At 72.1% G+C, this 13,131-nt stretch carries 13 protein-coding genes; 6 read left to right on the top strand and 7 right to left on the bottom strand.

Annotated elements, in window-relative coordinates:
- Positions 1-16: 16 nt before the first annotated feature.
- Both IEW03_RS20055 and glnA read right to left on the bottom strand, forming a co-directional pair.
- The gene (locus tag IEW03_RS20055) at positions 17-418 is read right to left on the bottom strand and encodes a VOC family protein (protein WP_188525487.1); all 402 of its coding nucleotides are present in this window, start codon (positions 416-418) and stop codon (positions 17-19) included.
- Positions 419-532: 114 nt separating this feature from the next.
- Positions 533-1,957 (bottom strand): type I glutamate--ammonia ligase, encoded by a 1,425-nt coding sequence (gene glnA, locus IEW03_RS20050; protein ID WP_188525486.1) that lies wholly within the window; start codon positions 1,955-1,957, stop codon positions 533-535.
- Positions 1,958-2,160: 203 nt separating this feature from the next.
- Between glnA and IEW03_RS20045 the strand changes: the two genes are divergently transcribed.
- The 6 genes from IEW03_RS20045 to IEW03_RS20020 all read left to right on the top strand — a co-directional run bounded on the left by IEW03_RS20045 (position 2,161) and on the right by IEW03_RS20020 (position 8,525).
- Positions 2,161-3,336 (top strand): ROK family transcriptional regulator, encoded by a 1,176-nt coding sequence (locus IEW03_RS20045; protein ID WP_188525485.1) that lies wholly within the window; start codon positions 2,161-2,163, stop codon positions 3,334-3,336.
- A gap of 23 nt (positions 3,337-3,359) precedes the next feature.
- The gene (locus IEW03_RS20040) at positions 3,360-4,607 is read left to right on the top strand and encodes a Gfo/Idh/MocA family protein (protein WP_229738467.1); all 1,248 of its coding nucleotides are present in this window, start codon (positions 3,360-3,362) and stop codon (positions 4,605-4,607) included.
- A gap of 76 nt (positions 4,608-4,683) precedes the next feature.
- Entirely contained in the window at positions 4,684-5,628 is a 945-nt protein-coding gene (locus IEW03_RS20035; RefSeq protein WP_188525483.1) for a carbohydrate ABC transporter permease, read from the top strand.
- A 13-nt stretch (positions 5,629-5,641) separates the two neighbouring features.
- The gene (locus IEW03_RS20030) at positions 5,642-6,601 is read left to right on the top strand and encodes a carbohydrate ABC transporter permease (protein WP_188525482.1); all 960 of its coding nucleotides are present in this window, start codon (positions 5,642-5,644) and stop codon (positions 6,599-6,601) included.
- 11 nt (positions 6,602-6,612) lie between these two features.
- A complete protein-coding gene (locus IEW03_RS20025) occupies positions 6,613-8,022 on the top strand; it encodes an ABC transporter substrate-binding protein (RefSeq protein WP_188525481.1) in 1,410 nt (469 codons plus the stop codon).
- 56 nt (positions 8,023-8,078) lie between these two features.
- On the top strand, positions 8,079-8,525 hold the full coding sequence (locus IEW03_RS20020; RefSeq protein ID WP_188525480.1) for an RDD family protein: 447 nt from the start codon (positions 8,079-8,081) through the stop codon (positions 8,523-8,525).
- A gap of 67 nt (positions 8,526-8,592) precedes the next feature.
- Here the strand turns inward: IEW03_RS20020 and IEW03_RS20015 are convergent, their stop codons facing one another.
- From IEW03_RS20015 to IEW03_RS19995, 5 genes are all read right to left on the bottom strand, one after another.
- Positions 8,593-9,327 (bottom strand): DUF4191 domain-containing protein, encoded by a 735-nt coding sequence (locus IEW03_RS20015; protein ID WP_188525479.1) that lies wholly within the window; start codon positions 9,325-9,327, stop codon positions 8,593-8,595.
- An 11-nt stretch (positions 9,328-9,338) separates the two neighbouring features.
- Positions 9,339-10,349, bottom strand: coding sequence for a lipoyl synthase (gene lipA, locus IEW03_RS20010; RefSeq protein ID WP_188525478.1), 1,011 nt, complete (start codon positions 10,347-10,349; stop codon positions 9,339-9,341).
- 78 nt (positions 10,350-10,427) lie between these two features.
- Entirely contained in the window at positions 10,428-11,780 is a 1,353-nt protein-coding gene (locus tag IEW03_RS20005; protein ID WP_188525477.1) for an MFS transporter, read from the bottom strand.
- Positions 11,781-11,884: 104 nt separating this feature from the next.
- Positions 11,885-12,577 carry a lipoyl(octanoyl) transferase LipB gene (gene lipB / locus IEW03_RS20000; protein ID WP_188525510.1) on the bottom strand — a complete coding sequence of 231 codons (693 nt, stop codon included), beginning with the start codon at positions 12,575-12,577 and terminating at the stop codon, positions 11,885-11,887.
- Positions 12,578-12,596: 19 nt separating this feature from the next.
- Positions 12,597-13,130, bottom strand: coding sequence for a MarR family winged helix-turn-helix transcriptional regulator (locus IEW03_RS19995; protein WP_188525476.1), 534 nt, complete (start codon positions 13,128-13,130; stop codon positions 12,597-12,599).
- Between the last annotated feature and the right edge of the window lies 1 nt (position 13,131).

Raw genomic sequence — 13,131 nt, 5'->3', positions numbered from 1 at the left:
CGGACCGCTCCGCGCGTCATCCAGCGGGGTGGACGACCTCCCAGAGGTGACCGTCGGGGTCGGCGAAGGTACCGATGTAGCCCCATTCGCGTTGCACCGGTGCCATGGCGATCCTCGCGCCCGCCTCCTCCGCGGTACGCACCAGGTCGTCCACCGCACGGGCCGAGCCGACGGCGATGCTCAGCAGGCACTCCGAGGTGCCCGCGGCGGCCGTGTCGTGGTCCGCGGTGACCCAGCCGAAACCGCCGGTCGGGATGTACATGACCCGGGCACCGTCGTTGACGACGACCTGGAGCGGCTCGGGAACGCCGTCCTCGGCGAGCCCGCCCGGGGTCTCGAAGCCCATGGCCTGCGCAAAGGCGTACGCACGCCGACGGTCCTCGGTGGGCAGCGCGACGGTGAGGTCGAAGGAGTTCATCCCCTCTCGACGGCCTGCACCGTCGCAACTCATCGGTGACCGGGCACGAGAAAGCCCGCACGGGGCCGTCACCGTCGAGGTGCCGGTGACCCGTGCGGGCTCTCCGCACGCGACTCAGATGTCGTAGTAGAGCTCGAACTCGTGGGGGTGCGGGCGCAGGCGGATCGGGTCGATCTCGTGCGTGCGCTTGTAGTCGATCCACGTGGCGATGAGGTCCTCGGAGAAGACGTCGCCCTCGGTGAGGAAGTCGTGGTCGCGCTCGAGGTTGTCCAGCGCCTCCTCGAGGCTGGCGGGCACCTGGGCGATCTGCGCGTGCTCCTCGGGCGGCAGCTCGTACAGGTCCTTGTCGATCGGCGCCGGCGGCTCGATGCGGTTCTTGATGCCGTCGATGCCGGCCAGGAGCTGGGCGGCGAACGCGAGGTAGGGGTTGGCCGTCGGGTCGGGCACGCGGAACTCGACGCGCTTCGCCTTCGGGGACGAGCCCGTCACCGGGATGCGGATGCACGCGGAGCGGTTGCGGGCCGAGTAGACCAGGTTGACCGGGGCCTCGTAGCCGGGGACCAGGCGACGGTAGGAGTTCACCGACGGGTTGGTGAACGCGAGCAGCGACGGCGCGTGCTTGAGCAGGCCGCCGATGTACCAGCGGGCCGTGTCGGACAGGCCGCCGTAGCCCTTCTCGTCGTAGAACAGCGGCTCGCCGTTCAGCCACAGCGACTGGTGGGAGTGCATGCCCGAGCCGTTGTCGCCGAAGAGCGGCTTCGGCATGAAGGTGACGGTCTTGCCGTGCTCCCACGCGACGTTCTTGATGACGTACTTGAACTTCATCAGGTCGTCGGCGGAGTGGAGCAGGGTGTTGAACCGGTAGTTGATCTCCTGCTGGCCGGCGGTGCCCACCTCGTGGTGCGCGCGCTCGACGTCCAGGCCCACCTGGGCGAGCGCGGCGCACATCTCGTCGCGCAGGTCGGCGAACTGGTCGTTGGGGGAGACGGGGAAGTAGCCGCCCTTGTAGCGGGTCTTGTATCCGAGGTTGCCGCCCTCCTCCTCACGACCGGTGTTCCACGCCGCCTCGACGGAGTCCAGGTGGTAGTAGCCCTCGTTCGCCGACGTCTTGAAGCGCACGTCGTCGAAGACGTAGAACTCGGCCTCGGGGGCGAAGAAGGCGGTGTCGGCGATGCCGGTCGACTTCAGGTAGGCCTCGGCCTTGGCCGCGATGGTGCGCGGGTCGCGCGAGTAGGGCTCGTCCGTGAACGGGTCGACGATCGAGAAGTTCACGATGAGGGTCTTGCGCTTGCGGAACGGGTCCAGGTACGCCGTGGTGACGTCGGGGACCAGCTTCATGTCGGACTCGTGGATCGCCTGGAACCCACGGATCGACGAGCCGTCGAACATGAGGCCCTCGGTGAAGGAGTCCTCGGAGAACTGCTCGACCGGGATGTTGAAGTGCTGCATCACCCCGGGCAGGTCGATGAAGCGGACGTCGATGAACTCCACCCCCTCACGTCGGGTGAAGGCGATGGCCTCTTCGGCGTTGGTGAACATGCGTGCGCTCCTTGCTCGGATCTACCCGCGGTGAGGGACCGGTGGTCGGCGCCCTCGAGGTTAGGGGGGAGGCGTTTCTCCGGCGTGGCCCCGATGTTTCCGGCACGTTACGCGCCCCGGGTCCGCGTGTCCTGGCGTCTCGTGCGGTGGAACGGATCACTCTTTAGTTGACATAGTGAAGGAAAGGACGGGAGGATGGTCGGGTGCAGCGCCGCGCAGAGATACCCGCCCTCGGCTCGCTCGGGTCCTCCGCCCGTGCCGTGGTCCGCGCCCTGCTGCTCGCCGGGCCGCTCTCGCGGGCGGAGCTCGCTCGGCGCCTGGAGCGCTCCCCGGCGAGCCTCACCAAGATCACGCGGCCGCTGCTGGATTCCGGCCTGATCCAGGAGGAAACCGCGCCTCTCTCGGAGAGCCGCGGGCGCCCCGGCGCGCCCCTGACGCTGGACGCCTCGCGGCACCGGTTCATCGGCGTCAAGGTCACCGCGGGCGAGGTGTACGGGGTGCGGGCGGACGCCGCCGGCCGGGTGGAGGCGAGCGCGCACCGGCCTCTGGTGGACGTGAAACAGGGGACGGTCGTCGGCCAGATCGTTCACCTGGTGAAGGAACTCGCGGAGCCGGGCCCGGTCCAGGCGCTCGGGGTCGGCCTCGCCGGGCAGATGTCCCGCTTCGACCGCACCGTGCGCAGCAACGCCTACCTCGGCTGGGACGAGGTCCCGCTGGCGCGTCTGCTGGAGCAGGCCACCGGCATCCCCACCGTCCTCAGCGGCGACGCCCGGGCGCTGACCGCCGGGGTCCAGTGGTCGGGACCGGGCCGAGGGCTGAGCGACTTCGCCGTGCTGACCGTCGGTGTCGGTGTCGGGCTGGGGATCGTCCTCGAGGACCGGGTGCTCGCGGGCCCGACGGGCAAGGTGGGCATGCTCGGCCACCACCGGGTGTCCGACTCCGGCCCGCTGTGCACGAACGGGCACCGGGGCTGCGCCTCGGCCTTCCTCACGACGGACGCCATCACCCGGGGCATCGGCGTGCCGCTCGGGCGGACCGACCTGGACCTGGAGACGGCGTTCCGGCTCGCCGAGGAGGGCGACGACGTCGCCCTGCGGGTGTTCGCCGACGCCGGCCACGCCCTGGGCGTGCTGATCGCGGAGCTCGTGAACATCCTCGGGCTGCCCGCCGTCATCCTCGCCGGCGACGGGCTCGGCATGCTCGCCCACGTCCGGCCGCGCATGGACGCCGCCCTCGCGGAGCACCTCGACCCGAACGCCACGACGCCGTCCGTCGTGCCCTTCACCTCCGGCTTCGACGAGTGGGCGCGAGGCGCGGCCGTCGTGGCCTGCCAGTGGATGCTCGTCGACCCGCCCAGCCCCGCCCTCGAACCGGCATGACCCACCACCCCCAGGAGGAACCGTTGTCCGCACTGCCTCTCGACCCCACCACGCCGCTCGGAGCGGACGCCGGCTCGATCAGCATCGGCATCGTCGGCGCCGGACAGTTCTCACGGAGCTTCGCGACGCTCTGGGACCTGCACCCGAACGTCGACCGGCTCACGATCACCGACCTGGTGCCGGAGCGCGCCAAGTCGCTGGCGGACCGCTACGAGCGTGCCACCGTCGTCGACAGCTTCGAGGAGATGCTCGACTCGGACGTCGACGCGGTCGCCATCTTCACGCAGCGCTGGACGCACGCGCCGCTGGTGCTGGCCGCGCTGGAGGCCGGCAAGCACGTCTACTCGGCCGTGCCGATGGCCACCGAGCTCACCGACATCGAGGCGATCATCGAGGCCGTCCAGCGCACCGGCCTCACCTACATGATGGGCGAGACGAGCTACTACAACCCGGCCACCGTCTACATCCGCGAGAAGGTCCGCGAGGGCGCGCTCGGGCAGGTCTTCTACGCCGAGGGCGACTACGTCCACGACATGGACCTCGGCTTCTACGCCGCGTACCAGTACAGCGGCGGGGAGAACTGGAAGGCCACCGCCAGCTACCCGCCCATGCTCTACCCGACGCACGCGATCGGCGGGGTGCTCGGCGCGCTGCCGTCCCGGGCCGTCAGCGTCAGCTGCATCGGCGTCGAGGACCGGCGCGGCGACGGCGTCTTCGACCGGGAGGTCAGCCAGTTCGGCAACAGCTTCTCCAACGCGACGGCGCTGTTCGAGCTGTCCGACGGCGGGGCGATGCGCACGAACGAGATGCGCCGGGTGGGCTACCCGTCGCACATCCGCGAGTCGCGGTTCCGCTTCTTCGGCACCGACGCCAGCTTCGAGCAGCTCGCCCACCAGAGCGTCTGGAACGACAAGGAGGGCTCGACGGACGTCTCGGCCGACTTCGTCCCGGTCCGCAGCACGGTGGACGAGGCGGACCTCGCCGACGTCGACCCGGCGCTGCGGGAAGCGTTCACCTCCGGCTCCGCGCCGGTGCACGACCGCACCCGGCTGCCCGCCACCTACGCCGAGGCGCCGAACGGGCACGAGGGTTCGCACCACTTCCTCGCCGACGACTTCGTGCGCGGCGTGGTCAGCGGGGAGCACCCGCCGGTGGACGCCTGGCGCTCCGCCCTGTTCACCGCCCCCGGCATCGTGGCGCACGCCTCGGCCCTCGCCGGCGGCGAGCGGCTGCCCATCCCCGACTTTGGGAGCCGTCCCGCGCGCGACTGAGCACCACCGGCCCGGCGTCATCGGCGACGCCGGGCCGTCCGCGAGCACCGCCTGCAACGACGCAAGGAGGTCCCTCATGTCAGCACCGTCGTCAATACCCACAGCATCGTCAGCACCGCCGGCACCCTCCGTCCCCGGGCGCCGGGTGCGGCGCCGCCGGGACGACACCCGGCTCGCCCTGCTCTTCATCCTGCCGGCCACCGTCGGCCTGGTCGCGTTCTACTTCTGGCCGCTGGTCCGCGGCATCTGGCTGAGCTTCACCTCGTGGGACCTGCTCAGCCCGGCCGAGTTCGTCGGCCTGGAGAACTACCGCACGATGGTCGCGGACCCGGTGTTCTGGAACGCCGTGCGGGTCACGCTGCTCTACGTGGTGATCAACATCGGGCTGCAGACGGTCCTGGCCCTGCTGATCGCGGTGCTGATGCAACGGCTCAGCCGTTCCGTCCTGCTGCGCTCGCTCGTGCTCGCCCCGTACCTGGTCTCCAACGTGGTCGCCGCGCTGGTGTTCCTGTGGATCCTCGACTTCCAGCTGGGTATCGGCAACCAGCTGCTGTCCTGGGTCGGGCTGGACCGGATCGGGTTCTTCACCTCGGAGACCTGGGCGATCCCGACCATCGCCGTGGTGAACGTGTGGCGGCACATGGGCTACACCGCGCTGCTGATCTTCGCCGGCCTGCAGGCGATCTCGCCCACCACCTACGAGGCGGCCCGGGTCGACGGCGCGTCCGAGACGCGGATGTTCTTCGGCATCACCCTGCCGCTGCTGCGCCCGATCCTCGGACTGGTCCTGATCATCTCCGTGATCGGCTCGTTCCAGGTCTTCGACACGGTGGCGGTCACCACCAACGGCGGGCCCGTGGACGCGAGCCGGGTGCTGCAGCTCTACATCTACGACAAGGCGTTCGCCCAGTTCGACTTCGGGTACGCGTCCGCGCTCAGCGTGGCCATGCTGCTGATCCTGGTGGTGGTCACCTTCTTCCAGTACCGCGTGACGCGGGCCGGCCAGACGGACCTGAACTAGGGAGGCGGCGACCATGACCGAGACCACGACGGCACCCGTCGAACCCGCGACCACCGGGGCGCCCGCCCCGCAGCGCCAGGAGACCCGGCGACGACGCCGCCCGCCCAGCCCCGGCCGCGTGCTGGCCTGGGTGGTGATGATCCTGCTGCTGCTCATCACGCTGTTCCCGTTCTACTGGATGCTCCGCACGGCGCTGTCCAGCAACGGCGCCCTGTACTCCGGAGCGACCTCCCTGCTGCCCGTCGACTTCTCCTGGGGCGGGTTCGAGCGGGTGTTCGGCCTGCAGTCCACCGAGGAGGCCATCGCCCAGGGCGGGTCGGGGGCCTCGATCGACTTCTGGCTCTACCTGCGCAACTCCGTCGTGGTGGCCACGGTCGTCACCGCGTGCCAGGTGTTCTTCTCGGCGATGGCCGCGTACGCGTTCTCCCGGCTGCACTGGCGGGGGCGCAACGCCGTCTTCGGCGTCTTCCTGCTCTCGCTGATGGTGCCGGTGATCTTCACGCTGCTGCCGAACTTCGTGCTGATCCGCGACCTGGGTCTGGTGGACACGCTGCTCGGCATCATGCTGCCGGGGCTGTTCATGACCCCGTTCGCGATCTTCTTCCTGCGGCAGTTCTTCATGAACGTCTCCACCGAGGTGGAGGAGGCCGCGCTGATCGACGGCGCCAGCAAGGTCCGGGTGTTCTTCGCGATCATCATCCCGATGTCCGTGGGGCCGATCGCCACCATCGCGATCCTCACCTACATCGGGTCGTGGAACGACTACTTCTGGCCGCTGATGGTCTCGTACACCGACGAGTCCCGGGTGCTGACCGTGGCGCTGGGCAACTTCAACGCGCAGACGCCGCAGACCGGGCCGGACTGGGCCGGGCTCATGGCGGCGACGCTCGTGGCCGCGCTGCCGATGATCCTGCTCTTCCTCGCGTTCGCGAGACGGATCGTCAGCTCCATCGGCTTCAGCGGGATCAAGTGAGGAGGCAGGCCGTGCAGCAGACCACGAGGACGACCTCGCAGCAGGCCACGCAGCAGACCACGCGGTACGCACGACGGGCGACCGCATCCCTGGCCGCCGCGGTGGCCGCGGGCACCCTCGCCCTGGCCGGCTGCGCCGGGCCCGGTCCGGCCGCCGGGGCCGCGGAGGACTTCGTCGTGCTGGACTACTGGCTCTGGGACGCCAACCAGCTGCCCGCGTACCAGCGGTGCGCGGACGAGTTCGAGCGGCAGAACCCGGACCTGCAGGTGCGGATCAGCCAGTACGGCTGGGACGACTACTGGCGCAAGCTCACCGCGGGGTTCGTGGCCGGCGCCGGCCCGGACGTGTTCACCGACCACCTCACGCAGTACCCCGGCTTCGCGGAGCGCGGCCTGCTGCGGGACCTGAACGCGCTGGACGCCACCGCCGACGTCGACTACGGCGAGTTCCAGGAGGGGCTGTCGGACCTCTGGGTCGGGCAGGAGGGCGCGCAGTACGGCATGCCCAAGGACTTCGACACGGTCGGGTTGTTCTACGACGAGAACGTGATCACCGAGGCCGGCCTGAGCCCCGAGGACCTCGACGGGCTCGACTGGAACCCGGACGACGGGGGCAGCTTCGAGAAGATCCTCGCCCACCTCACCGTGGACGAGAACGGGGTCCGCGGCGACGAGGAGGGCTTCGACCCCGACAACGTCGCCGTCTACGGCCTCGCCTCGAACGGCTCGGGCGGCACGGTCGGGCAGACCACCTGGTCCTGGCTGGCGGGGGCGACCGGCTGGAAGTTCACCGACGCGGACGTGTGGGGCACCGAGTACCACTTCGACGACCCGCGGGTGCAGAAGTCGCTGGACTGGCTCTTCGGCCTGGTGGAGAAGGGGTACATGGCGCCCTACGAGGAGGTGGGCACGGAGCCCAACCCGCAGCAGGCGCTCGGCTCGGGCCGCGCCGCGATCTCCGCGAACGGCTCCTGGATGCTCGGCACCTACGCCAACCTGGAGGGCGTGGACCTGGGCATCGCGTCCCTGCCGAGCGGCCCGGTGGGCCATCCCGTGTCGATGTACAACGGCCTCGCCGACTCGATCAGCGCCCAGTCGCCGAACCCCGAGGAGGCCGCGCGCTGGGTGGAGTTCCTCGGGTCGGACGACTGCCAGCGGCTGGTGGGGGAGGCCGGCGTGGTCTTCCCGGCGCGGCCGGCCGGGACCGAGGCGGCCGTCGAGGCGTTCGCCGACAAGGGCCTGGACACCTCGGTGTTCACCGACACGGTGGACAAGGGGCACACGCTCTTCCACCCGGTGACGGAGGAGTACGGCGCGATCGAGGCCGTGATGACGCCGATCATGGACGAGATCTACATCGGCGACCGGGACGTCTCGACGCTCACCGAGGTGAACGGACGGATCAACGGCCTGCTGGACTGAGGCCGCCGGACCCTCGGGCGGGGCGGGCCGTCGCGCGGGAGAACTACCCTGGGCCCATGGCATCGCGTGAGGACTTCGGCTCGTGGCTCGAGGGCGGGACGTCCGCCGGTCAGGGCTCGTCGCCCGTCGAGCGGCTCGGGCTCCCGTCCTCGGGGCCGGGCTCGCCGGCGCCGCTGACCCGCCGGATCGTCGCGCTCCTCGTCGACTGGGCGGCCGCCATGCTGATCAGCTACCTGGTGGCCGACGCGAACTCGCTCGCGACCCTCGGCATCTTCGCCCTGGAGAACCTGCTGCTCGTCAGCACCGTCGGCTTCACCATCGGGCACCGGCTGCTGCGGCTGCAGGTGCGGGTGCTCGGCGCGCCGGCGGGCACCCCCGTGGGCCTGGTGCGGGGTGCGGTGCGGGTCGTGCTGCTGTGCCTCGTCATCCCGGCCGTGGTGTGGGGCCCCGACGGGCGCGGGCTGCACGACCGCGGCGCGGGCACCGTCATCGTGCGCCGGTGAGGTCCCACGAACGAGCCCCCGGAGCCGAGCAGGCTCCGGGGGCTCGTTCGTGCGGCTGCGGCGGCGGTCAGCGGCCGCGCAGGCCCTTGCGGTCGGGGCGGGCGCGCATCGGGTCGACGCCCTTGGGGATCGGCAGCCGCGCGCCGCCGAGCGCCCGGAGCCGCTTGCGCACCTGGTCGGCCTCGGGCTTGGTCAGCGTGCGCTTGAGCTTCTGCACCCGGCGCGCCACCTTCGGCAGCGGGACCTGGTCGGCCTCGTCCCCGCACTGGATGAGCGTGATCGGCACGTTCGGCAGCACGCGCGCCGTCTTGCGACGCTCGTCCTCCAGGAGCCGCTGCACGCGGTGCGACGGCCCCTCGCTCACCAGCACGACCCCCGGGCGGCCGACGCCGCGGAACACGAAGTCCTGCGTACGGGGGTTGATCGCGACCGGCTCGTCGTCGAACGTCCACCCGCCGCGGACCGTGCCGAGGGCCGCGCGCGCGGCCCCGGGCTGCCCGGCGATCTGCGTGTACGCGGCCTTCTCGGCCTTGCGCGTCAGCGTGAACATCGCGGCGAGCAGCGCGAACGGCAGCCCGACGACCAGCGAGTACACCGGCGCGTCGAAGACGAGACCGATGCCGAACGCGAGGAGCAGCACGCCGACGAAGATGCCCAGGAGCACCCAGGTGACCGTCGGGTCCTGCTTGCGCGTCATCTGGTACGCGGACCACACCTGGTGGTACCAGCGCTGCTTCTTGGGCTTCTTCTGCTTCTTGCCGGTGGCGTCGGGCGCGCCGGCGTCGGACTTCGTGCGGGCCATGGTCGCCAAGTCTAGTGGTCTGCGCGGGCCAGCAGGCTCGCGGCCTCCTGGCGAGACGTGGTCGGCTCCGCGAGGTGGCCGAGGGCGTCCGGGATGGGCAGCCCGCGGCGCGTCATCGCCTGGCCCCACAGGCGCCCGGCCCGGTACGACGAGCGCACCAGCGGGCCGGCCATGACGCCGAGGAAGCCGATCTCCTCGGCGGCGTCGGAGAGCTCGACGAACTCCTCCGGCCGCACCCAGCGGTCCACCGGGTGGTGGCGCAGGGACGGGCGCAGGTACTGCGTGATCGTGATGAGGTCGCAGCCTGCGTCGTGCAGGTCCTGCAGCGCGACCTTGCACTCCTCGATGGTCTCGCCCATGCCGAGGATGAGGTTGGACTTCGTGACGAGGCCCGCCTCGCGGGCGCGGGTCAGCACCGACAGCGAGCGCTCGTACCGGAAGGCCGGGCGGATCTGCTTGAAGATGCGCGGCACCGTCTCGACGTTGTGCGCGAGGACCTCGGGGCGGGACTCGTTGACCTGGTCCAGCAGCTCGGGGATCGCGTTGAAGTCCGGGATGAGCAGCTCGACGCCGGTGCCCGGGTTGAGCGCGTGGATCTGGCGGACCGTCTCGGCGTACAGCCACGCGCCGCCGTCGGGCAGGTCGTCGCGGGCGACGCCCGTGATGGTCGAGTACTTCAGCCCCATGGTGCGGACGGACTCGGCGACGCGCCGCGGCTCGTCGGCGTCGAACGCGGCGGGCTTGCCCGTGTCGATCTGGCAGAAGTCGCACCGGCGGGTGCACTGGTCACCGCCGATGAGGAAGGTCGCCTCCCGGTCCTCCCAGCACTCGAAGATGTTGGGACAGCCGGCCTCCTCGCACACCGTGTGCAGGCCCTCGCCCTTGACCAGGCCCTTGAGCTCCCGGTACTCGGGACCCATCACAGCCTTCGTCTTGATCCACTCGGGCTTCTTCTCGATGGGGGTGGCGGCGTTGCGGGCCTCGACGCGCAGCATGCGGCGGCCCTCGGGTGCGATCGTCACGGGTGTCTCCCGGTCGTCGTCGAACAGGTGGACGTCCGGGTCGGGGCGGGCTGTGCGGCCCTACCGCTCCGGACCTCGTCAGACTACGTGAGCGGCGTCGACTGGCGGACGGCGACTCTCACCCGTTGGACGTGACCTCAGCAACACCCCGACGGCGAGCAGCCCCGCCGCGGCCACGGCCGGCACGACGAAGGCGGGCGCGACACCCAGCCCGGCGGCCTGCCCGGCCAGGGCCGCGCCGAGGGCGACCCCGACCACGTTCGCGCTGGCGACGAGCGTCATCGCGGCGGCGGTCCGCTCCACCGGCGCACGCTCGCTCGCGACGGTGAAGACCGTGACCATGACCGGACCCACGAACAGCCCGGCCACGGCGATGCCGGCGACGACGAGGCCCAGGGACCCCGTCGTCACCAGGAGGACGAGCGCCGCGAACGACGCCGTGAGGCCGGCGGCGAACCACGTCCAGCGGGACCCGAGGCCCCAGCGTGCCGGCAGGGCGACGACCGCCAGCGCCGTGGCCGCCGACCCGACGCCGAGGACGGCGTACAGGACGCCGCCGAGCCCGGCCTGGCCGACGTCGGTCGTGAACGCGGTCGCGGCGGTCTGCGTGCCGCCGAACAGGACGCCCATGCACAGCATGCCCGCCAGCGGCACCGCCTCGCGGCGGGCGAGGGCGAGCATGCCGGGCACGCCCCGGGACTCGCGGGCCGCGGCCTCGCGCGGCGCGGTCGCGGCACGCACGGCGCGGGCCGTGGGATGCAGCGCGAACGCGGTGCCGCCCACCGCGAGCAGGCCCGCGGCCAGCAGCATCGCGGCCGCGGGGGAGGCCGTCGTCGCCAGGACGCCGACGAGCGCCGGGCCGAGCACGAAGCCCACCTCGTCGGCGGTGCTCTCGTACGACAGGGCGGCCGACAGCGTCCGGGGCCGGCCGCGGGTCAGCCCGATCCACCGCACGCGCGCCAACGGCCCGACCTGCGGGGCGCTCGCGCCGGTGAGGGCGGCGGCGGTCAGGGTGAGCGCGGTCGACGCGGGCGGGCCCGGGAGGTTCACCGCGACGAGGGCGACCAGGGCGACCGTCGCGAGCGGGGTGCACAGGAGCAGCACGGCGCGCTGCCCGTACCGGTCGGCGAGCGCGCCCTGCGTGGGACCGCCGACGGCGGTGCCGAGGGCGGCGGCCGCGCCCGCGAGGCTGCCGGCGGCGACGGAGCCGGTGGCGCCGCTGACCAGCAGCAGGGTGCCGATGGTGAGCATCGTGAACGGGAGCCGCGCCGCGAATGCGACCGGGAGGAACCAGGCGCCGGCGAGCCGGGCGAGCGCGGAGTAGGGGCCGAGCCGGCCGCCGGTCGGGTCGCCGGGACCGTCGTCGGTCGTGGCGGGCGTCTCGCGAGCAGGCGTCGAGCGAGCAGGCGCGCGGGGGGTGGTGTCGGTCATGCGGTGCCTCAGGGGTCGTCCTCGGCGCGCGCCGACCCACCCGATCTCCGGCGCGCAACGAACCCTGGACCCCCAGGATAGCCGGGGCCCGTGGGGTGCGGGCGCTATGCCGGCAGCGGCACGTCCTGAGGCTCGGCGGCCGGGGCGGGGACGTGCCGCACCCCGTCGCCCCCCGTGGCGCGCAGCGGCTCGAGGTGGGTGGCCAGGGCGGCCACCAGCGGCTCCGCGACGTCGCCGAGCGCGACCGTCCGGCCCGTCTCGGTCGTGAGCGACGTGACGTCGGCGTCGGTGATGCCGCACGGCACGATGCTCTCGAACCGGCTCAGGTCGGGGCAGCAGTTCAGGGCGAGGCCGTGCATCGTCACGCGCTTCGCCGTGCGCACGCCGATCGCGCAGACCTTGCGCTCGCGCAGCGTGTCCGTGGCGGCGAGCCACACCCCGGTGCGGCCCTCGACGCGCACGGTGCCGAGGCCCAGCCCCGCGCACACCTGCATCACGGCCTCCTCGAGGGCCCGCACGTACGCCACGACGTCGACGGGCTCGGCGAGGCGCACGATCGGGTAGACGACCTGCTGGCCGGGACCGTGCCAGGTGATCTTCCCGCCCCGGTCGACGTCGACCACGGGGGTGCCGTCGTCGGGCCGCTCGTCGCGGCGGGTGCGCCGCCCGGCGGTGTAGACGTCCGGGTGCTCGACGACGATGAGGGTGTCCGGGCTCTCGCCCGCCACGACCTGGTCGTGCACGCGGCGCTGCAGCTCCCACGCCTCGTGGTAGTCGGTCAGTCCGGGCAGCGTCATCACGTCCACGTCGTGCAGGCTAGCCCTCCGCCGCGTCCGGTGCCGGGTGCGTGCCGTCGTCGGACCGCTGTGCCCGCACCAGTGTGACGAGCATCTCCCGCAGCTCCTCGACCTGGGCGGCGGTCAGCCCGTGCGTGGTGAGGTCCTCGGCGGGCTGCACCCGGCCGGCCTCGGCCGCGGCCGCGCGGCCGGCCTCGGTGATGCTCACCGCGCGTCGCCGGCGGTCGCGCGGGTCGTCCGCGCGCACGACGTGCCCCGCGCGCTCGAGGCGGGCGACGACCCGGCCCATCGTCTGCTCGGTGACACCGTTCAGCCCGGCGAGCTCGCGCTGCGTGCGCGGCCCGGCCATGAGGTGCAGGAGCACCGGGAAGCCGGCGTGGTTGAGGTCCCAGCCGGCGAGGTGGGCGTTCCAGTCGTGCTCGATGCGGCGCACCACCGTGAACAGCAGCCGGCCGGTCGCCCACTGCGCCGGGTCGTCGCTGGTCGGGTTCGCGGCCGCGGCGTCCCGCCATGCGGGGGAACGCGGCACGTGGTCCTCTGGCACTTGCTCCATC

Source organism: Isoptericola cucumis (assembly GCF_014635665.1).
Lineage (GTDB): Bacteria > Actinomycetota > Actinomycetes > Actinomycetales > Cellulomonadaceae > Isoptericola > Isoptericola cucumis.
This window is presented reverse-complemented; position numbering and strand designations above follow the sequence as displayed.